Source organism: Hymenobacter sp. AT01-02, assembly GCF_000961955.2.
GTDB classification, from domain to species: domain Bacteria; phylum Bacteroidota; class Bacteroidia; order Cytophagales; family Hymenobacteraceae; genus Hymenobacter; species Hymenobacter mucosus.
In genome coordinates this window covers 14,689-34,545 of the sequence record NZ_JZIR02000051.1, presented here as the reverse complement: position 1 = coordinate 34,545, position 19,857 = coordinate 14,689, and the positions used below count along the sequence as shown (strand labels likewise).

The following is a 19,857-nucleotide window of genomic DNA, read 5'->3' as shown; positions in this document are numbered from 1 at the left end:
GCTGGGGCGAAGGTCAGGTTGTTGCGGCCCACGGTACCAGCGGCTGGGGCGAAGGTCAAGTTGTTGCGGCCCACGGTACCAGCGGCTGGGGCGAAGGTCAGGTTGTTGCGGCTCACGGCACCAGCGGCTGGGGCGAAGGTCAAGTTGTTGCCTAATGCACCTTTCATAGAGGATAGTACTCTCTGATTCTCTGTAGGTATTTTTAAACGTGGTAACTTGCCACGCAGCTTGTACTGCGCAGTTACCCGTTCATGAAGCGAATCCTCTTCGGTCTGTTGTTGCTACTTTGGAGTAGTATAACAGGATGTTCTCCTTCCGCTACCTCTGCAACGCCCGACACCGTGCGTATCCGGTGGGCGCGGGACCCGGAGAACCTTGATCCGCTTATCGCCAATAACCCAAGCTCGTACGAGGTAAGCACTTTGCTGCACTGCTCGCTGCTTAATATCTCAGATACTGGGCGCAACATAGTGCCGTGGCTGGCGGCAGCTTCCCCACAGGTTGAACGCCTCGGTGATTCATTGATGCTAGTAAGTTACAGCCTGCGCCCTGAGGCTACCTGGGACAACGGCAAGCCAATCGTGGCTCAGGATGTGGCGTTCACGCTGAAGATGATGAATTGCCCGGGGCTACCCACTGAAATGGATCAAGCTATGTTCCATTTCATCCAGGATATCCGCCTCGACACAACCGATAGCCGCCGCTTCACGCTGGTGTGTACTGGGCAGTCATCTGACTACGTCCGCAATTCAGGTGACTTTTCTGTCCTACCTGAGTACGCACTAGATCCTAAAGGCTCATTACGCTCTGTTTCTATCCGCGAACTACGCTCGGGAGCCGCAACCGCATACGCATCCGTTACTAGCTTCGTACAACGCTATCAGGCTGCGCAGCTAGCTCAGCACCCGGATAATTTACCAGGGTGTGGTCCCTACCAGCTAAAAAACTGGCAACCCGGACGCTTTCTAACCTTCACTCGCAAATTGAAGTGGTGGGGAGATGCTCTTACTAAGGCACCACCGATTTTGCGTGCGGTTCCTAAAAGTATTACCTATCAAATTATTCCAGACGCAGGCACAGCAATGCTTGCGCTTCGAAGAGGCGACATTGACTTATATCCGTTAATGCCTGCTGCTGAATTCGCTCGCCTTCGACGTTCGGATGCCGACCGCGCTAGGTTGAGCTTTTATACAGTGGATTCATACGAATGCGTTGTTGCTAACTTCAATACGCGTCAACCAACGTTGCAAGACCGATTTACACGACAGGCGCTGTCAGCTTTGTTTGATGTACCAGGTCTGATTCGTGCTACCCAACAGGGCGCTGCATACCGAAGCGCTAGCATCGTTAGTCCGCGAGTACACCCTTACTACAATGACAGCTTACCGTTACCTACCTATGATACACAGCAGGCCATAACGCTGTTACGAAAGGCTGGCTGGCGCGAGGTAAATGGTCAGGGTTGGGTGCGTAAGCAAGCAGGTAAACTTCTGGAGCTTCGCCTTTCACTCAGCTATCGGGCAGGGGACCCCGCTTTAGAAGCGGCTGCTCTTCAGTTTCGAGCGGCAGCGACGGCCATACGCATTCCGGTAGATCTTCGTCCTACCGAAGCCTCTTTGCTCGTACAACAACTCCGAGAAGGCACTACGGAAGTGAGTTTGCGTAGCATAGGGGGCAACCCTGCCGCGTATGACTTCACCCCCCTTTTTCATTCGAATAGCACCTCTCTGTACAACTACTCTGGTTTTGGGACTCCTGCCAGCGACCATCTCATAGAGGCTATTGTACAGACACCTGATACAGCGCAAAAAACTCGCTTACTGCGTCGTTTCCAACGCTTACTTTACACTGAACGGCCCATTTACGTATTGTACTTCTTGCAATACCGAATAGCAGCAGCCCGGCGCCTTGGGCGAGTGCCTGTGACCTCCATCAAGCCGAGTTACCGCGCCAACGCCATTGACTTTTCACCAGTAACTAAATAGCTGGTAAATGGGGCGCTATCTGCTTTTTCGCTTAGGCCGAACTGTATTAGCAGCATGGGGCATCCTGTCTATTATCTTTCTACTAACTAGGTGGGCAGCTACCGATATCGGCTTGCAAACATTGCAAGACGCACCTACGCTTGGCAGAGGATTATCAGTAGGTGAACAAACCCGTATAGCACAGCAAGTTCGTCAGCGCTATGGGCTTGATCTTCCAGTATTTTACCTATCGGTATTAACATCAGATACCGATACTCCTGCTTGGCACCCCCACTGGCATTGGAATGGAACACGCAACCAATACCATCGGTGGCTACGGGGGGTAGTGCAAGGTGATCTTGGCAATTCCTACCGCGAGGGCACGCCCGTAACGAAACTATTGCTACAAGCATTACGCTACACGCTACCGCTTACTGTCTCGGCAACGTTCTTAGCCACTATTAGTACTGTCTTGCTCGCTTCTTGGGTAAACTATCATAGTCGGTGGCGTGGTTTGGTACTGGCTATACTTCACGGTATTCAAGCCCTGCCTTTGTTTCTGGTAGCACTGGGCTTGTTGCTGCTATTGGCCAATCCGGATGCGTTGAACTGGTTTCCGGCCTTCGGGTTAGGCGATGATACGGAGCAATACAGCTCTTGGAGTGAGGAGTTGCTGCAATACCTCCGCCACTTAGTTTTACCTGTTTTTAGCTTACTTCTGGTGGCACTGCCCGGGTTCGTGGTGCAACTGGATGGTGCTATGCAGCAGGAACTAAGGGAACCATACGTAGCCACGGCCCGCGCAAAAGGAGCTCCACCAGTGCAGGTTGTTCGGAAACACGTGTTGCACAATGCCTTGCTGCCAGTCCTCCCTTTATTCACAGAGTTATTACCTAGTATGGTAACGGGCTCTGTGGTAGTAGAGATGGTATATGCCTTGCCAGGCATGGGGCGCTTGTTCGTTGAAGCTGCTGCCCAACAAGATCTTCCTGTTCTGCTGGGAGTTGTGCTACTAGTAGCAATAGCGCGGCTAGCAAGCCAGTTACTTGCCGATGCCCTGTATCAGTGGGCTGACCCGCGCATTCGCTTGCACAGATGACTCGCCGGCTCTCGTTTGCGCAGTGGCTTGCGGTTAGTTGGCTTCTGCTAGTGGTAGTCAGTGCATGTATTGCTCCCACTTCTTCTCCTGTTCCCGATTTACTCCATACCCAGGAGCCTCCGTTTCAAGATCCCCACTGGTTGGGAACCGACCCCTTGGGGCACGATGTGTTACAGCTCCTACTAGCTGGTGCTCGCACCACGCTACTCATCAGCATTCCAACGGCTGTTTTAGCTTCCCTGCTAGGCGGTGCAGCGGGTAGCATAGCTGGTTTTTGGGGCAACAGCACTTATCAGGTGCAGCGTGCTAGTGCAGCGGCGGGGGTGATAGGTGCGGTCATTGCATTGCTATTTATACCTCAGCTACGCACTAATCCTTTTCCTGTAGGGCTAGTAATAGGGGTTTTGAGCTGCACCGTTTATTACGCACTCCGACGTACTAGTTGGGGTCAACGGCAAATAGCGGTGCCAATAGATAGTATGGTGCAAGCACTAATTGCGCTACTAGACTCTATTCCGCTACTATCGCTGGTTCTTGCAATTGCTGCCGTACAACGTCCTTCATCCATGGGCTTGGTTGTATTACTCGTCCTGACCTGCTGGACTACCCCAGCTCGCCTACTCCGTGCCGTGACTTTACGGACCAAGGCCTTGCTTTTTGTGGAAGCCGCCGTTGTTGCTGGGTTGCCCACTCTCAGAATCTTGCGGTACCATATTTGGCCTAATACCTGGCCGGTATTACTCATCCGTTTGCCGCTCAGTATTGCCATCATTATTGGACTTGAAACGACCTTATCGTTTCTTGGAATTGGGTTAGCCCCAGAAGTTGCTAGCTGGGGGCGATTACTAGCAAGCATCCGGGTGGCGCCAGCAGCATGGTGGCTTTTGGTGTGGCCTGGGGCAGCCATATTCTTCACCATTCTAAGTCTGCACACCTTAGTAAGCACTAAAATTACGGGGTTTGACAAACATCTAGATGTCACAAAATAGCCTATTTTTTCACATCACAATCTAGCCAACAATCTATGTACGCACACTACCTTCTAAGCTTTCGAGCAGCAGAAAAGGATTTTAGAGATTGTGCAGTTTTAGCGAGATTTAAATCAACTTAATTTTTAACAATAAAACTAGCAATTATACAAGTCACAATTTTGATAAAAGTGTCCTTTACAACCCTATAGTTACCCCCTTAATATTGTCATATGGAACGGCACATAAGGAGAAGATAAGGGGTCACTTTTATTAAGTTCTTTTTACCGTTTTACATGAATTCGCTCCTTGTCAATCGTCCGCATGGCAAAGCACTTCGGACGTTGATACTTGAGATGATGGCGCGGCACACCGTAACGGTAAATGCCAAGCATTATCTCACAATTGACGGGGAATGCATTCCATACGCGGCCGGGTCCGCAGCACTGCGTAAGGGCGCTGCAATCTTGGTTGGTGGCTTATTCGTCGGAGTAGCCACGTCATCTGATGACTAATTTTTAGATTTTTTGTACTAGCCCGCGCAGTTGCTCGCAGCAAGGCTACGTACTATAGGTTGTTGCAATAGGTGTGTGAAAATCCCGTAGGCATTGTCTACGGGTTTTTTTTTCTTGCTTGTTAGCCCAATTTTCTACTACTCTCAGCCCAATACGCGAACGACCAAATGTCGTGTAGGGCATCTGGTCGTTCGCGTATTGGGCTGAGGTCTTACGCTAGCTGCATTTGCTGAGCCAGAAGGGCAATTCCTTCTTGGAAGGAATGAGGCTGATAGCCTAAATCCCGCTCAGCTTTTTCGATAATAAAACCCGTACGTGCTGGCCGCCGCGCTGGCTGCGTAAATGTACTAGCGTCTACTTGGACTAAGAGTGACTTATCCAGGTGAAAGTAATCGGCTACCTGAAGGGCCATCTGGTACGGAGTAAGCATTTCACGCCCGCTGAGATGATAAATACCCGTGGCATCGTGCTTAGCAGCTAACCAGCAGCCAAGTGCTAAATCTTCGGCTAGCGTAGGCGTGCGATATTGGTCGCTTACTACACTAATTTGCTTGCCTGCCCGTAACGATTCGCGCACCCAAAGTACAATGTTGGTCCGGCCATATTCATGAGCAGTGCCATACACCAACACGGTGCGCAAAATAGCCCAAGGAGACTTGCAAGCTTGCACCGCTTGCTCAGCAGCTAGCTTACTCTTACCATAAAAATTGACGGGACCAGGGGCGGCCTCTTCCGACAGGGGGCCTACTTCACCGCTGAAGATGAAATCGGTGCTGACGTGAAGCAGGTGGGTATTCGTTTGCTCACACGCAGCTACTAAGTTCTGCACGGCCGTCACATTTTGCTCCCAACATGCTTGCTGGTTCAGCTCACACTCATCCACATTGGTCATGGCGGCCGTGTGAATGAGATGCGTGGGTTGCTCCTGCAGTATAACGTGCTGCACCTGAGCGGAATCCGTGACATCGAGGGAAACAAAGCGTACCGATGAATATAGTGACGCTAGCTTGTTACGTCCCCGAGAGGTAGCTAAGAGTTCCACATCTGGCTGCTGGTGCAGCAATGCTACTAACTTTTGCCCCAGTAAGCCATTGGAGCCGGTAAGAAGAATTTTCATGTAGTGATGAGTTAGCGACGCGCGAGCCAGGTAGGAGCTTACTCGTATTGATAGCCGTATAGCTCCGTGATTTTCTTCTTTTTCAGCTTTTCCACTTTCACCGTCATCTTAATATCCGTGAGCGGACGATCACGCTCGGCGGTGGGTTGAGCTGCAATTTTATCTACCACATCCAGCCCGCTGATAACCTGGCCAAAGACTGTATACGCTCCGTTGAGGTGCGAAGTACCCCGGTGGTTTTCAACAATGTAGAACTGAGAAGCACTGCTGCTCCGCTGGGGATTGACAAAATCGGGGGAGCGAGCTGCCGCTACGGCCCCGTACTTATGGGTAAACTCGGGTCGTATCTCGGCCGGAATCATTTTCTCATCGGGTGAGCCAGCCCCATCATTGCTAGGGTTGTCGTCTTTGGAGTTCACATCACCGCCCTGAATCATAAAGTCAGGAATAACCCGATGGAAGGTAGTGCCATCGTAGAAGCCACTCGTCGCTAGCTTCAGGAAGTTAGCTTTGTGCAACGGGGTCTGATCAAACAGAATCAGTCGAATAGCACCTTGGGGGGTGGTGATAGTAACTACTTCGTCCTTTTTACTTTTTCGGGGGCCTTTGGCGGCGACTACCAGAGGAGCTACCAGGAGTAAGGCACCTAGCAGCAAGGCGAAGCGGGACAGGAATGGAATACGTGACATACAAAATCAGTTTTGACGAGGCAAAATTACGCGCTTTCGGTAGCCGCAGTTTGAAATTCTATCCGTGACAGATGCACCACATGCACTTATTACCACCAGCAGTCCGCTCAAAGCCTCCTGGGTACCTACCCTAGCTATCCTTTTATGTGGGCGCCCCAGACTGAAGCCGCTGTACGGGTAGCAACAACGGGCGCAGCATTTGTACTAAAATCTCGACTATACGACCAAAGCTCGACTAATTCTGCTTAGAGCCGTATGGAGGCCAGCACTTCGTCCGTTTTTCTTCCCCTCACTTCATCGTATGACTTCACCTTCTACGCCTATTACGCCTGTTGCCCCTCGCATCCACTGGTTTCCTATGCTCCTGCTGGCCGCCTATTTAGTCGAGTTTGTGGTGCTGGGCATTGCCCCAGCGGAGCGCGGAACATGGTGGGCCGAGAACGTTCCGATTTTTCTTATTGTGGTGGCCTTGGTAGTGCTGTATGTGCGCGGCGTACGGTTTTCCAATCTCGCCTACGCCCTGATGAGCGTGCTTTTGTTTATGCACACCATTGGCGGCCATTATACCTTTGAGAAAGTCCCGTTTGACTGGTTCAACAACCTGTTTGGCTTCAAGCGCAACATGTACGACCGGGTAGCCCACTTCACGGTGGGATTTTACGCCTACCCTATCATTGAACTAACGGACCGCAAAGGCCTTATTCAGAGCCGTTTCATTAGCTACCTTTTTCCGCTCTGCGTAATTGGCACCGTAGCCATGACCTACGAATTGATAGAGTGGGTATATGCCGTAAAGGCCGGCGGAGAAGCTGGTGCTGCCTTTCTTGGTAGTCAAGGTGACATTTGGGATGCTCAGAAGGACATGCTAGCAGACACCAGCGGAGCCGTATTTGCACTGATAGTATATGCCTTATTCGGACGCGCACCCAAAGCTTAAACCAGGACAATAATATCTATCTACCTTAGTAACAAGCAACAGGCCGGTCCCGCAAGGTGACCGGCCTGTTGCTTGTTACTGAAGCTACTTTCCCGCCTACAACGCCACGTTGCGATCCTGACGGATATCGTTGAGGATCTGCTGCCCACCGCGGGCTAGCACGCTTTCCGCAATACGAACACCTAAGTCTTCGGCCTGGTCCGCTGAGGCCGTTTGCTGCTCATCAATGAACTGCTGACCATCAAGGCTAATCAGCCCGCCGTGCAGATGCACCTCCTGCCCATTGGAGCTTAGCGTGGCCAGAGCAAACGATGGAATACTGCAGCCGCCTTCCATCGTGCGCAGGAAAGCCCGTTCGGCCCGCAAGCATACGTTAGTAGCTGGGTGGTTGAGAATACGCTCCAGTTCGCTCTTAAGAGTTGGGTCTAAGTTGCGGGCACTTTCAATAGCTACGCTCCCCTGGCCAGTAGCTGGGATATATTGCGTCTCCGGCAACACGTACCGGATAAGATTATCATATTCCATCCGGTGTACTCCCGCATAGGCCAAGACTAGCGCATGATACTGGCCTTCCTCCAACTTGCGGAGGCGAGTTTGGAGGTTTCCGCGGGCCTCGGCCGTAGTAGCATGGGGCAGGAAGCGCCTCAGCATGGCCTTGCGGCGGGTGCTGCTAGTGCCCAGCACAAGGTCTGGACGCTGCAAATCAAGGTTGGGGTCGAAGCTGACGATTACGTCGTTTACTTGCTCACGCTCCAAAAAAGCCAGCAACTCTAGATCAGCCGGGATAGTGCTCTGCACGTCCTTGGCGCTGTGCACAGCAATATCAATGTAACCCGTGCGGAGGCTTTCTTCCAGCTCTTCCGTGAACACGCCCTTAGCTCCAATTTTGTCTAGGGAACGGTCTAGGACTAGGTCGCCGGTAGTGGTGATGATAACTATTTCTGTGGCGAGGCCAGCAGCGTTGAGGCGGTCGGCAACGTGGTGCGCCTGCCACAGCGCCAGCTTGCTACCGCGCGTTCCAATGCGAATTGTTTTCAAAGCAGAAAAATAAAAAGCACAATCTGAAAAAGAGCCGCTTTCTTTAAGCTGCTCCCGGCTCTCAACCGCTTTCCGCTTACCTCAGCGAAAAGAGAAGTACATCCTGGCTAAAGGCCTTTGCAAAGATACGGCGCCCACCCAGCAAGGTAGTTACTATACCAAGTTTAGCACTTACTATACCAATTTAGCAATTTGTATTTTATGCGTAATTAGCGTATTTAGGCCGTTTTTAGAAGTTCTGCCACCCGCAGACACGTGTCCACGAAAACCATGCGGGGGTTAGCATTGCGCTCTACATGGTAGTGCGCTTCGTTCAGCTCCTTTGTAATAGGCTCTGCGTTGCGGGGTGTAACGAAGCGGCTAAACCCTTGCACAAATTGCTGCTCGTTAGCGGCCAAATGGGGCACTAGTTTCGCATCGAGTCCGAAGAGGAGCACCTTGCGCAATAGCACCAGCGCGTACTGTAACAGCTCCTTCTGATTTTCCCGACCCAGCTTCTGAAAATCGTCGCTGATGGCGAGCATCTCCCCCACGTTGTTGCTGTAGCATAGTCGCATCCACTTTACAAAGAAGGTAAAGTAGTCGTGGTCGGCACTGTTGCTGGCTTGCGCCACTAGGGCAGTGCCAGGGTTACCTTCGGCTAGCTGGGCCAGCTGCCGAGCTTTCACCTCCGGGATCTGATGCGTATCGCGTAGCCACGCGAGCAGCTCTTCTTCAGGTAAGGGCCGAACCACTACTGGCTGCACGCGGCTAATGATAGTAGGCAATAGCTGCTCAGGAGCATTGCTCACCAGCAGAAATACCGTAGCGGGTGGTGGCTCTTCCAGCAGCTTCAATACAGCATTGGCCGCTGAAGGATGCATCAACTCTGGCAACCAAATAATTACGATTTTGAACTGTGCCTCGAACGCCTTCAAGGAAACGAGCCGCAGCAGTTGCAGACTTTCTTCCTTGGATATGCTCCCCTGCTTGTTGTCGGCCCCAATGTGCTGCATCCAGTCGTTGAGCCCCTGGTACGGATTCTCCAACACGAAGGTGCGCCACTCGGCTGCAAACTTGCTGCTGACAGCATCTTTAGGTACAGCCTTCGTGGTCGTAACGGGTAGGATGAAGTTGAGGTCAGGATGAATGAGCTTGTCAATTTTCTGACAACTCGGACAGTGCCCGCAGGAGTCAGCATCCGTGGCCGAGCGGGTTTCGCAGTTCAGGAAGGTAGCGTAGGCCAGGGCAAGAGCCAGGGCTGCCGAACCTTCGGCCCCACGAAACAGCTGGGCATGCGCCACATGCTGCCGTTGCACACTCCCAATAAGAAGCTGCTTAACTTGCTGCTGACCCGGTATTTCTGAGAAACGCATTTGTTAAAAAAGAAACTACAAACTGCTCCTGATGGCTCTCTATCACTAGCCTCACCGTTTAGTAGGCTTGCAAAAAATAGCGCCTAGAAACTGGTTGGCTTACCCGGCGCTTACAACTCTATGCCTGCCTGTGGAGCAGCCGGTGTGCTTTTCTCCCACACGCGGTCTTTGGCAGTAGCCTCGTATATGTGCTGCATAATAGCTTGCTCAGTAGCATCATACGAAAGCTGACGACGCGCCATTACGCGTTCTGCTACTTCCGCCACTTTGGGCAGTTTGAAGGTTTCAAAACCTGCCGCTCCGCCCCAGCTAAAGCTCGGAATGAAGGTGCGCGGGAAACCAGCCCCGAAAATATTGGCTCCCACGCCTACCACCGTGCCGGTATTAAACATGGTATTGATGCCGCACTTGCTATGGTCGCCCATCATCAGCCCGCAAAACTGCTGGCCCGTGTTGACGAAACGACCTGCCGAGTGGCTCCAAATTTTAACAGGCGCGTAGTTATTCTTCAGGTTAGAAGTGTTTGTATCGGCGCCCAAATTGCACCACTCCCCTATCACAGAGTTGCCCAGGTAGCCATCGTGGCCTTTGTTGGAGTAGCCCAGCACAATGCTGTTGCCTACCTCGCCACCTACTTTAGAGTAGGGCCCTACGGTGTTGTCGCCGCGCATTTTGGCCCCCGCGTTGATGTGCGAGCCTTCGCATAGCGCCAAGGGTCCGCTGATAATAGCGCCTTCATGCACCTGAGAGTTTTTACCCAGGTAGATTGGGCCGTTCTCGGCATTGAGAATAGCAGCCCGGATTTTCACGCCGGGCTCAATGAAGATACTCTCCGGCGCGTACACGATAGTGTGCACATCCCCCACCGGCGCCGACTGCCGACCACGGGTGAGCAAGTCAAAGTCGCGGCGGATTTCGGCTCCGTTACGCAAGAATAAATGCCACACAGCCTGAATGACCGTAGCGGGCTCCGCTACCTCATGGGTGCGTTGGAAACCATCCTGAATCAGTTCGGCTACCTGGGTGGCGTCGGCGAGGTGAGCTGCCACCAGGGTTTCCTCGTCAAACAGGGCTTCACCCGGCGCTAGTGCCTGTACCTGTTTCGTTAGCACATCATCGGGGCACACGGCTCCGTTGATGAGCAGCGCAGCGCCTTGGGTATTGCCAGCAGGAAATTTGGCTTGCAAGTACGCCTCCGTCAGATACCCTACCTCTGCTACTCCCAAGCGGTGCTGCCATTTCTCAGCCAGAGTAAGAATGCCACAACGTAGTGCAGCCACGGGCCGCGTGAAGGTGAAGGGCAACAGTTGGGGCCGAATGGCCGGATCATCAAAAAGCAGAACGCGCATAGGTACAAAAAACTTAAAGTGGGCGGGATACAGGCCCGGCGCTGGTTTTTAGCTAGTGCAAGTATAAAAAAACTCCCGCCAGGCGAGCCAGCGGGAGTTTCTATTCGCTCATGCCACGTGCCTTTGAAAAAGCACCTGCCACGGGAAATTACTTCTTCTTGTTGTAGCGGTTCATGAACTTCTCTACGCGGCCAGCCGTGTCGAGGAGCACGTTTTTGCCAGTGTAGAAGGGGTGCGACTCGCTGCTAACTTCCACCTTGATAACGGGGTAAGTCTTGCCGTCTTCCATCGTGATGGTCTCGTTCGAGTTCATGGTCGAACGGGTCAGGAATTTGAAGCCGCTAGAAGTGTCTTGAAACACAACTTCGCGATACTCGGGGTGGATGTCTTTTTTCATGGTCGTAATGCCGTTTGTACCTGAGTGCCTGCCGATTTTGCGGAAGGGACTGCAAAAGTACATGTTACGTTCGGATTTCAAAAGGATACCATTACTTTTCCGTTACGTCCGAGCCCGCTCGGAACCTGGGTAGTCAGAATTGGTTATGTTTGGCAGCTACTACCGTATTGACAACTGTTACTACTACACGCATCTGCCTATGTATCATCGTATGTTCACGCTCTCATTTGTGCTGTTGGTTGGTTCTGTTGGAGGGCGTGGTTCCGATGCTACCTCGTTTCAAGCAGCTTATGATGATGCCGCCGTGCGGGTGGAATGGGAAGTAAGCAGCGAAATCGGCATTCAGAAGTACGAGCTAGCGCGCAAAGCTTCCAACGAAGCTGAGTACAGCCACCTCGCTGCTATTGAGCCCAATGCTCAGCACCGCTACCAGTTTATCGATCAGGAGATCAACCAAGAGATAAGTAGCTCGTCGGTTACTTATCGCCTCACCATCTGTAATACGGCGGGCGGCCAGCGTTACCAAACTACCTTTACCCCTATGCCAGGCGCCATGCAACGCTCCTGGGACACGATAAAATCGATGTTTCGGTAGGTGGGCGCGGACGGGCAAAAGCTGATTTATTCGTTGTTTTGTTTCTCGCCGGCTCGACCGGCTTTTTTATGTCGTGCAGATGACAGAACCGTAGCTTGTATAGCTTCTGTCACCTTACTGCTTCATTTTCTTTACCGCTATGCGTCTTTGCTTCGCTTCTAACAATGCCCACAAGCTGGATGAAATCCGGCCGTTGCTACCAGACTTCGTTGAGCTGCTGAGCCTGGCGGATATCGGCTGCCAGGAAGAGTTGCCCGAAACGCAGGAAACTCTGGAAGGTAATGCCCGCCAAAAGGCCCAGTACGTGTGGGACCACTACGGCGTGGCCTGCTTTGCCGATGACACCGGCCTTGAAGTGGCAGCACTAGACGGGGCGCCCGGCGTGTACTCAGCGCGCTATGCTGGTCCCCAGCGCCTAGCTGCCGATAATGTGCAGAAGCTCCTGCAAGAGTTGGCGGAACATGAGGACCGCTCGGCTCAGTTCCGAACGGTAGTGGCCTTGGTGCTACCAACTGGCGCGGTGCACACCTTCGCGGGCTCGGTAGCAGGCATGATTACGGAGGAAGTGCGCGGATTGGATGGCTTTGGCTATGACCCCGTTTTTCAGCCTTTAGAAGGCGACGGCCGCACTTTCGCGGAGATGACTCTGGCAGAAAAAAACGGCATTAGCCACCGCAGCCGGGCCGTGACGGAGCTAGTTGCGTTCCTCAACCAAGTGCAGTAATATCCTCTGAAGGAGCTGCCTTTCCTGATTTCTGTTCTTCTCCGCTTCAAACTTCTTACTTTTGCAGGGTTGGCCCCGCCGGTACGGGCCTATTCCCCCCTCCATGCAACACCCTTTCATCGTCGGTATCACGGGCGGCAGCGCCTCCGGTAAAACCACCTTTCTGCGCCGGCTGCTGGCCTCGTTTCCCGAAGAAGAAATCTGCCTGATTTCCCAGGACAACTACTACCACCCGCGCGAAATTCAGCAGGTAGATTCCCAGGGCGTCACGAATTTCGACTTGCCCTCTAGCATTGATTCGCAGGCGTACGCGGCCGATGTACTTCGCATCAGCCAAGGCCTAGAGGTGCGCCGTCAGGAATACACGTTCAACAACCCCAACGTGAAGCCTACGGAACTCGTGTTTCGGCCTGCGCCCATTGTCGTGGTAGAAGGCATCTTCGTGTTCTACTTCGAAGAAGTGGCCAAGCTGCTCGACCTGAAGGTTTACATTGATGCCCGGGAGCACGTGAAGCTACAGCGCCGCATTGTGCGCGACCGGGACGAGCGGGGCTATGACCTGGAGGATGTGCTCTACCGCTACACCAACCACGTAGCGCCTACCTACGAGAAGTACATCAAACCCTTTAAGCACGACGCCGACATTATCATTCCCAACAACCGGCATTTCGACCGGGGCTTGGATGTACTAGTGGGTTACTTGAAAGGCAAGATTCACTCCAGCACTATATAAGTACTACCCGAATAAAAAGCACAAAAGCCTCGCTGCCCTATCCGGCACCGAGGCTTTTGTGCTTTCTGGCCTATGTTACATCACCCAAAGTGGCTGCTTAGGCTGAATAACCTTCTGCTTCTTTAAGTACTGCGCGGCAGCAGACAGTTTCGCCCGGTCATGCACGTTAATAAGAATCAGTGGCCCGGTTGTACTGGTCAGGCTAAGAACAAAGTCCTGCTCCGGCCGCAGGCGCTGCTTGCTTAGCTAGGCCAATTTTTCTGCAAATAGCGCAACGTAGCGGCGTGCTCCTGGGTGATAATTATGATCGGCAGATACACTCCCTCTTTGGCCGTAGCCAGTGTTTTATCCTTGTTTAGGATGGGAGTTGACGTAAGGGTATAGGTACTGCGAAATGCGTCACGGAAGGGTTGCAGCACTGGTGCCGCCGGGTCGGTATCGGTCCAGTACAGTGCTTTGCGGAACAGGTTTACGTACTCGGTGGCAGCATATGGGAAAGTAGCATCGAACGTGGCGACTACTTGCCGCACAAATACGCTATCTATAGTGCGGCCATTGGCAATGTAGCTTTCTACTTGCGGATAAATGGCTTTGGCATACCGATCAATGTAGTCGTCGTGGTACCACTCGCCACTTTCTGTTTGGCCGGCCTGCTGCTTGTAAATCCATTCGCCGGCAGCAGTAGCCAGGCCTTCTTCCATTAAAGAGTAAGCATAGCGCCAAGCAGGTGAGCCGCTGTGCTGGTACCACCGCTCCATCTGCTGCTGCAACTCCTGCCGCTGCTGCATAGAAAGCGAGTGGCTCATTTCGTGAAACATGACGGTGCTGCCCGACACGAAATCGGTGGAAGCGGGGTGGCAGTCGAGTAGCACGATGTTGCTGGCTACCGTGGCGGAGTTGGTGAATGTAGTAGCGGGCCCAGGCAATGGGCTTAGCATAATGCGGTACGGCACTTCATTTGGCCAGCTGCTGCCGTAGAAGGTGCGCAGCCGGGTAAAGTGCTTGAGCAGTTGTTTTCGGTCGAGGTAGGCTTGGTAAGCCTCGCGCTCCTGAGTTAGCTGAGTTTGGTAGGGATACCAGAGCAGCTCCTCAAAGGCAGGGCTCAATGCCTGATAAACCTGACTAAGCTCAACCAAGGTTTGGTTGGGCATGAGCCCAACGGCGCGCTGCTGCAAATCCGGGAGGTCTTTCGCGTCGGCGGCGCACTTGATAAAGAGGTTCCAGCTGCTGCCCGACGAGCCCAGACGGTCGGCAGGGTAGTCGGGCCACTGAAAATCTACCTCGCGGGGGAGCTGCTGGTAGCGCCGGATAGCGGCCTGCGCTGCTGGCGTATTGAAAGCACTTTGCTCAAACTGCTGCCGCACGCCCCGGTAGCCTTTGCCACCGGCCACAACTTCTACGTAGCGCACGAGGCTCAGAATCCGGTTTACTTCTACCGATGCTTGGATAGTAGCAGGCTGACTTACGGCCGGATGTAGCACCGAAAATTTCAGCACCATGAACAACAAACACGATATAAAGCGGCCACTCATAGGGGTATAGGCATATAGTTGGTTGTAAAGTGCGAAAAAACAACTGCCTTGCTTTATCTCCTCGGTGGATACTTTGCGCCGGGCAAGGCAAAAAGGTATATTTGTAGCTCTTACCCTCAAACTCGGTGCACCTCCTACCCACCTTTTTACTCCGCTTGCGTTTCGCGCTGCTCACAGCTACTATGCTGTTTGTGCTGTCGCTGAACCACCAAGCTGTGGCTACGCTGCGGGTGGTGCCGGTGGGTAAGGGCACGCGGGTAGACGCTGCCCCCCGGGCGGCAGTAGTAAAGCAGCGCGTAAATCTCGAAGCCACTTCGCCGCTAGGGCTTTTCCTGGCCCCAGCGGTGGATGCGTGGCTACCGCTCCCAACACCAGTGGTCGGGCTTGGCTGGTTGCCAGTACGCCTGGCGCAACTTGCTCCCCGGCCCTGCGCTATTCCGGATTTATTCCGCACGCGGCTGCTCGTAGCTGCTTTATCGCCGCACGCCCCGTAGTGCCCAGGTTGCCCTGCAACCAATTGACTGCCTGCACTTTTTCTTAGAAATCGGCGTTCAGTTGTCGCCGATATTACTCTGACTATTGCGTGGCGCAGCTGCTCCAGCAGCTCGCAGTACACTAGCTACTGCATCCTTTCCAACCCAGCACATCAATTATTTACTCAATGCGTAATAAAGGACTCGTCATTACGCTGACACTTATTGTGTCGGCGTTGTGCATTTACTTTCTCACTCTCACGTTCGTTTCGCGGGGCGTGCAGCGCGATGCGGTAGCCTACGCCAGCCGCGGCGGCAAACTGGTGGAGCCCAAGCGCCAGCGCTACCTTGATTCGGTATGGCGTGCGCCCGTATTTGGCCCCCTCACCTATAAGGATGTGCGCACCTCAGAGCTTGGCCTGGGCCTCGACTTGAACGGTGGTATGCACGTAACCCTAGAGGTTTCGCCAGTAGAAATCGTGCGGGCTATGTCGGGCAACTCCAAGGATGTGGCTTTCAACAAGGCCCTCGTAAATGCCCAGCAAGCTCAGAAGTCTAACCCTTCGACGCCCTTCACAACGCTGTTCGCTCAGTCGTACCGCGAAGTAGCTCCCAACAACAAGCTGGCTAGCATCTTCGCCAACACCACCAACAAGAGCCGCGGCATCGACATTAATTCAACCAACGAAAAGGTTGTTTCAGAAATCAACAAGGAAGTAGAAGAGGCCATTGACCGTTCCTTCAACATCCTACGCACCCGTATCGACAAGTTCGGTACCAGCCAGCCTAACATTCAGCGGGTGAAAGGCACGGGCCGTATTCAAATTGAGTTGCCTGGTGTAGATAACCCCGACCGTGTGCGCAAGCTGGTGCAAGGCCAAGCCAAGCTGGAGTTCTGGGAAGTGTGGCGCCCCGACGAGTACGCGCCCTACCTGAACCAGCTAAACGAAGTGCTGAATGCTAAGGAAGCTGCCGGTGCTACGGCTGCTGTTGCTTCTGCTTCTACCGACACCGCCCAAGCCACTACCGCTACGGCCGCCGCCGATACCTCCTCGCTGGCTAGCAAGCTGGCCAAGAAAACGCCTGCTACGGCCAAAGCCGACTCAGCTTCTCCCAAGAAGAACGTGCTGGCTAGCTTGTTTACCATGCCCGGTACTCTGGGCTCCAACGTGCGCGATACGGCCCGTGTGAATGCCGTGCTGCGCAGTCCCGACACCCGCGCTGTATTGCCCTCTAACCTCACCTTCATGTGGGGAGTGAAGCCCGACGTTATTGACGGTCAGGAATACCTGCAACTCTATGCTATTCGCAAGAGTGGCAGCGCAGATGCTCCTATTGGTGGCGAAGTAATCAGCGACGCTCGCGGCGACATCGACCCCATGAGCGGCCGCTCGGAGGTTTCTATGCAGATGAACCCCTCCGGTGCTCGTAAGTGGCAAAAATTGACTGCCGCCAACGTAGGTCGTCAGGTAGCCATTGTACTCGATGACTACGTGTACTCTGCGCCAAACGTACAGACGGAAATTGCTGGTGGCAACTCCAGCATCTCCGGCAACTTCACAATTGAAGAAGCCAAGGACTTAGCTAACATTCTGAAGGCTGGTAAGCTGCCCGCTCCTACTCGCATTGTGGAAGAAGCCATCGTAGGTCCTTCACTGGGCCAGGAGGCTACCAACCAGGGCCTGTATTCTTCGCTGGCTGGTTTGGTTATCATTATGATCTTCATGGCCGTGTACTACGGCCGCGCTGGTATGGTCGCCGATGCGGCCCTACTCTTCAACATGTTCCTAATTCTGGGTGTTCTGGCGCAGTTTTCCTTTGCCCTTACGCTGCCCGGTATTGCTGGTCTAGTGCTTGTAATTGGTACGTCGGTGGATGCTAACGTGCTGATCTTTGAGCGGATTCGGGAAGAACTTGACCACGGCCTGCAAACCCAGGACGCCATCAACAAAGGATACGGCCGTGCTTTCTCGGCTATCTTCGACTCCAACGTTACCACGCTGATTATTGCGTTGATTCTGGGCTTCTTCGGTACAGGTCCGGTGCAGAACTTCGCCATCACCCTCGGCATTGGTGTATTCACTTCCTTCCTGTCGGCGGTATACGTGTCGCGCCTTATCATCGAGCGTCTGACCAAGGGCAAGGATAAATCTTCCCTGACTTTTGACACGGCTATCTCGCGTCACTTGTTCAAAGGCACCAACTTCGATATCGTGGGAATGCGCAAGTATGCCTACGTTGCTTCTACGGTTATTATCCTGCTGGGCTTCGGGCTGATGGCCCTGCAAGGTGGCCCTAACTTGGGTGTTGACTTCCGCGGAGGCCGTGAGTACATCGTGGACTTCAACAAAGCTATTCCGGCTTCTGACGTTCGCGACTTGCTGACCACCGATTACTTTGGTGGCGCTGGCACAGAGGTAAAAACGTTTGGCTCAGCTAATCGCCTGCGCATCACAACGGGCTACTTGGCAGCTGACGAAAGCACCGATGCCGACAATAAAGTGCGCGCAGCCCTGGAAACGGGCCTGAAGCAGAAGTACGCCGCCGCTACGCCTACGGTGAAAAGCTCCTCGAAAGTGGGCGCTACTATTGCCGACGACATCAAGAAAACGTCGGTAATCAGCTTGGGCCTGACGCTGCTGGCCATCTTCGTGTATGTACTGCTACGCTTCGAGAAATGGCAGTACTCCATGGCAGCAGTAGTAGCCCTGTTCCACGATGCGCTGCTGGTTATTGCAACCTTCCCCATTGCGCGGGCTCTGGGCCTGAACTACGAAATGGACCAGGTGTTCGTGGCAGCCGTGCTAACGGTAATTGGCTTCTCCATGAACGACACGGTTGTTATCTATGACCGTATTCGGGAATACCTGCGTGAGAACAAGCACCTGACGTTTGCTCAGGTAGTAAACCCCGCCCTGAATAGCACCTTCTCCCGCACCATGATTACGTTCACCACAGTATTCTTGGTAGTGGGCGTGCTGTACGTGTTCGGGGGCGAAACCCTCCGCTCCTTCTCCTTCGCCATGCTGATTGGTATTATCTACGGTACGTATTCGTCGCTTTTTATTGCGGCGCCGCTGATTCTGGATACCTACGGCCGTAAGGAAAAAGCCAACCTTAATACGACGACTGACGCGGGTGCTCCCAAACTCTCCACTGCCAACGTATAGCCTTTGTTTCTCCTGCTCAATGAGCAGGTAGCAAAAAGCCCGGCCGCTCGGCCGGGCTTTTTTTATGCGTTACATTCTAGCCCAGCTTGCCCATCTTATCACCTAGGCTAATTCACAGAGTGTCTCTGCAGTGCTTCCGGCGGCACTAGCTACCCCATAGGTGGCATATTCACAGCCTCTTGGGTGGGGTAGTGTGCAGATGATAGTTTTCTACGCAGGACCTAAGGTCTACCTACAGATTGAAGCCCAAACAAAAAGCCCCGGCCGTCAGGCCAGGGCTTTTTGTTGACGAAGGGTTTCGTTAGAAGGAAGCTGTAACGCCTTCGGCTACGACCTCTTTCACTTCGGGAACCATGCGCTTGAGCAGGTTCTCGATGCCTGACTTTAGCGTAACGGTAGCCGAGGGGCAGCCCGAGCACGAGCCTTGTAGATTCACCGTTACGATGCCATCCTGGTAGCTCTTGAAGGTGATGTTGCCGCCATCTTGCTCTACCGCTGGACGCACGTAGTTGTCAAGCAGGTCAATGATTTTCTGGCTGGTCTGCTGATCTACTTCCGAAGAATTACCCGAGGCAGCAGCTTGCTGGGCGGCGCGCTGCTCAGCGGCGGGGTCTACGGTGAAGATAGGGCCAGCGGCCTCCACGTACGATTTCAGGAAGGTACGCAGCTCGGGGATGAGCTGAGCCCACTGATGCTCGGTGGTTTTGGTGATGGTAACGAAGTTCTGCGCAATGAATACGCGGCCAACGTAATCGAAGCCGAATAGCTCCTGCGCCAGGGGCGAATTAGCAGCGGCTTCTACCGTTGGATAGTCTACGCTCACCCCATCCGACAGGAGTTGGGTGTTGAGCACGAACTTCATGGATTCAGGGTTGGGGCTGGCTTCGGCGTAGATAGAAACCGGGGCAGCGGGGGCAGTGAGTTGTTCAGCCATGTTTGAAAGACTTGGAGACAAGCAGAGAGAGTGAGTCGGCCGCTTTCAGTCGGCCTGGACAGATAGAACCGCACAAGACGGTAGAAGTTGCAAAGGTAGCTATGATTTAAAGAAGCTCGTGCAGGAAGCACGCCATCCTCAGCAAGTGCTTCTAAATATAACGCATCAACGCCAAGCATAATTCATCTAGCTTAGGCACCCTACCACAAGTCAGCGTAGTAGCTCAAGACTTTGCAGCAGTTTATCCCTTATAAAAGGCTTTTTAAGC

17 protein-coding genes are annotated in these 19,857 nt (G+C 53.3%); 9 read left to right on the top strand and 8 right to left on the bottom strand.

The genetic code is table 11. The features are described 5' to 3' along the window. The first annotated feature begins 422 nt into the window (after nucleotides 1-422). The 3 genes from VI25_RS15505 to VI25_RS28940 all read left to right on the top strand — a co-directional run bounded on the left by VI25_RS15505 (nucleotide 423) and on the right by VI25_RS28940 (nucleotide 4,052). Nucleotides 423-1,985 (top strand): ABC transporter substrate-binding protein, encoded by a 1,563-nt coding sequence (locus tag VI25_RS15505; protein WP_161806958.1) that lies wholly within the window; start codon nucleotides 423-425, stop codon nucleotides 1,983-1,985. A gap of 451 nt (nucleotides 1,986-2,436) precedes the next feature. Further along, the gene (locus tag VI25_RS25220) at nucleotides 2,437-3,063 is read left to right on the top strand and encodes an ABC transporter permease (RefSeq protein ID WP_161806957.1); all 627 of its coding nucleotides are present in this window, start codon (nucleotides 2,437-2,439) and stop codon (nucleotides 3,061-3,063) included. Next, nucleotides 3,060-4,052 (top strand): ABC transporter permease, encoded by a 993-nt coding sequence (locus VI25_RS28940; RefSeq protein WP_045689585.1) that lies wholly within the window; start codon nucleotides 3,060-3,062, stop codon nucleotides 4,050-4,052. Before VI25_RS25220 ends, VI25_RS28940 begins: the two co-directional genes overlap by 4 nt. A gap of 705 nt (nucleotides 4,053-4,757) precedes the next feature. On the opposite strand, the gene VI25_RS15485 is transcribed toward VI25_RS28940, so the two are convergent. Both VI25_RS15485 and VI25_RS15480 read right to left on the bottom strand, forming a co-directional pair. Next, nucleotides 4,758-5,663 carry an SDR family oxidoreductase gene (locus VI25_RS15485; RefSeq protein WP_045690487.1) on the bottom strand — a complete coding sequence of 302 codons (906 nt, stop codon included), beginning with the start codon at nucleotides 5,661-5,663 and terminating at the stop codon, nucleotides 4,758-4,760. A 38-nt stretch (nucleotides 5,664-5,701) separates the two neighbouring features. Next, entirely contained in the window at nucleotides 5,702-6,352 is a 651-nt protein-coding gene (locus tag VI25_RS15480) for a peptidylprolyl isomerase (protein WP_045690486.1), read from the bottom strand. Between the two features lie 301 nt (nucleotides 6,353-6,653). Here VI25_RS15480 and VI25_RS15475 point away from each other — a divergent pair, with 301 nt between their 5' ends. Beyond that, nucleotides 6,654-7,289 carry a DUF2238 domain-containing protein gene (locus VI25_RS15475; RefSeq protein WP_045690485.1) on the top strand — a complete coding sequence of 212 codons (636 nt, stop codon included), beginning with the start codon at nucleotides 6,654-6,656 and terminating at the stop codon, nucleotides 7,287-7,289. 96 nt (nucleotides 7,290-7,385) lie between these two features. On the opposite strand, the gene hemC is transcribed toward VI25_RS15475, so the two are convergent. The 4 genes from hemC to VI25_RS15455 form a co-directional block, all read right to left on the bottom strand. After that, the gene (hemC, locus tag VI25_RS15470) at nucleotides 7,386-8,327 is read right to left on the bottom strand and encodes a hydroxymethylbilane synthase (RefSeq protein WP_045687409.1); all 942 of its coding nucleotides are present in this window, start codon (nucleotides 8,325-8,327) and stop codon (nucleotides 7,386-7,388) included. 218 nt (nucleotides 8,328-8,545) lie between these two features. Then, a complete protein-coding gene (locus VI25_RS15465) occupies nucleotides 8,546-9,682 on the bottom strand; it encodes an ATP-binding protein (protein ID WP_045687410.1) in 1,137 nt (378 codons plus the stop codon). 110 nt (nucleotides 9,683-9,792) lie between these two features. Further along, nucleotides 9,793-11,031, bottom strand: a complete 1,239-nt coding sequence (locus VI25_RS15460) for a GlmU family protein (protein WP_045687411.1) — start codon at nucleotides 11,029-11,031, stop codon at nucleotides 9,793-9,795. Nucleotides 11,032-11,179: 148 nt separating this feature from the next. Next, nucleotides 11,180-11,428, bottom strand: a complete 249-nt coding sequence (locus VI25_RS15455; protein WP_045687428.1) for a type B 50S ribosomal protein L31 — start codon at nucleotides 11,426-11,428, stop codon at nucleotides 11,180-11,182. A 211-nt stretch (nucleotides 11,429-11,639) separates the two neighbouring features. On the opposite strand from VI25_RS15455, the gene VI25_RS15450 reads away from it, so the two are divergent. The 3 genes from VI25_RS15450 (at nucleotide 11,640) to VI25_RS15440 (ending at nucleotide 13,480) form a co-directional block, all read left to right on the top strand. Beyond that, entirely contained in the window at nucleotides 11,640-12,023 is a 384-nt protein-coding gene (locus tag VI25_RS15450) for a hypothetical protein (RefSeq protein ID WP_045687412.1), read from the top strand. Between the two features lie 139 nt (nucleotides 12,024-12,162). After that, complete coding sequence (rdgB, locus tag VI25_RS15445) at nucleotides 12,163-12,747, top strand: RdgB/HAM1 family non-canonical purine NTP pyrophosphatase (RefSeq protein WP_045687413.1); 585 nt, start codon at nucleotides 12,163-12,165, stop codon at nucleotides 12,745-12,747. Nucleotides 12,748-12,850: 103 nt separating this feature from the next. Beyond that, nucleotides 12,851-13,480: a uridine kinase gene (locus tag VI25_RS15440; protein WP_045687429.1), complete on the top strand. Its 630-nt coding sequence runs from the start codon at nucleotides 12,851-12,853 to the stop codon at nucleotides 13,478-13,480. Nucleotides 13,481-13,722: 242 nt separating this feature from the next. Here VI25_RS15440 and VI25_RS15435 read toward each other — a convergent pair whose 3' ends face one another. Then, nucleotides 13,723-15,012 carry a hypothetical protein gene (locus VI25_RS15435; RefSeq protein WP_055562632.1) on the bottom strand — a complete coding sequence of 430 codons (1,290 nt, stop codon included), beginning with the start codon at nucleotides 15,010-15,012 and terminating at the stop codon, nucleotides 13,723-13,725. A gap of 125 nt (nucleotides 15,013-15,137) precedes the next feature. Here VI25_RS15435 and VI25_RS15430 point away from each other — a divergent pair, with 125 nt between their 5' ends. After that, nucleotides 15,138-15,506: a hypothetical protein gene (locus tag VI25_RS15430; RefSeq protein ID WP_045687415.1), complete on the top strand. Its 369-nt coding sequence runs from the start codon at nucleotides 15,138-15,140 to the stop codon at nucleotides 15,504-15,506. A gap of 167 nt (nucleotides 15,507-15,673) precedes the next feature. Continuing rightward, nucleotides 15,674-18,655 (top strand): protein translocase subunit SecDF, encoded by a 2,982-nt coding sequence (gene secDF / locus VI25_RS15425; RefSeq protein WP_045687416.1) that lies wholly within the window; start codon nucleotides 15,674-15,676, stop codon nucleotides 18,653-18,655. Nucleotides 18,656-18,956: 301 nt separating this feature from the next. Here the strand turns inward: secDF and VI25_RS15420 are convergent, their stop codons facing one another. Continuing rightward, on the bottom strand, nucleotides 18,957-19,589 hold the full coding sequence (locus VI25_RS15420; RefSeq protein ID WP_045687417.1) for a NifU family protein: 633 nt from the start codon (nucleotides 19,587-19,589) through the stop codon (nucleotides 18,957-18,959). Nucleotides 19,590-19,857: the final 268 nt, after the last annotated feature.

Bases quoted from the DNA above. Each gene is read 5' to 3' on its own strand.
- VI25_RS28940 (WP_045689585.1), top strand. From the start codon at position 3,060: ATGACTCGCCGGCTCTCGTTTGCGCAGTGGCTTGCGGTTAGTTGGCTT.
- VI25_RS15485 (WP_045690487.1), bottom strand. From the start codon at position 5,663: ATGAAAATTCTTCTTACCGGCTCCAATGGCTTACTGGGGCAAAAGTTA.
- VI25_RS15480 (WP_045690486.1), bottom strand. From the start codon at position 6,352: ATGTCACGTATTCCATTCCTGTCCCGCTTCGCCTTGCTGCTAGGTGCC.
- VI25_RS15475 (WP_045690485.1), top strand. From the start codon at position 6,654: ATGACTTCACCTTCTACGCCTATTACGCCTGTTGCCCCTCGCATCCAC.
- VI25_RS15465 (WP_045687410.1), bottom strand. From the start codon at position 9,682: ATGCGTTTCTCAGAAATACCGGGTCAGCAGCAAGTTAAGCAGCTTCTT.
- VI25_RS15460 (WP_045687411.1), bottom strand. From the start codon at position 11,031: ATGCGCGTTCTGCTTTTTGATGATCCGGCCATTCGGCCCCAACTGTTG.
- VI25_RS15455 (WP_045687428.1), bottom strand. From the start codon at position 11,428: ATGAAAAAAGACATCCACCCCGAGTATCGCGAAGTTGTGTTTCAAGAC.
- VI25_RS15450 (WP_045687412.1), top strand. From the start codon at position 11,640: ATGTTCACGCTCTCATTTGTGCTGTTGGTTGGTTCTGTTGGAGGGCGT.
- rdgB (WP_045687413.1), top strand. From the start codon at position 12,163: ATGCGTCTTTGCTTCGCTTCTAACAATGCCCACAAGCTGGATGAAATC.
- VI25_RS15440 (WP_045687429.1), top strand. From the start codon at position 12,851: ATGCAACACCCTTTCATCGTCGGTATCACGGGCGGCAGCGCCTCCGGT.
- VI25_RS15435 (WP_055562632.1), bottom strand. From the start codon at position 15,012: ATGAGTGGCCGCTTTATATCGTGTTTGTTGTTCATGGTGCTGAAATTT.
- secDF (WP_045687416.1), top strand. From the start codon at position 15,674: ATGCGTAATAAAGGACTCGTCATTACGCTGACACTTATTGTGTCGGCG.
- VI25_RS15420 (WP_045687417.1), bottom strand. From the start codon at position 19,589: ATGGCTGAACAACTCACTGCCCCCGCTGCCCCGGTTTCTATCTACGCC.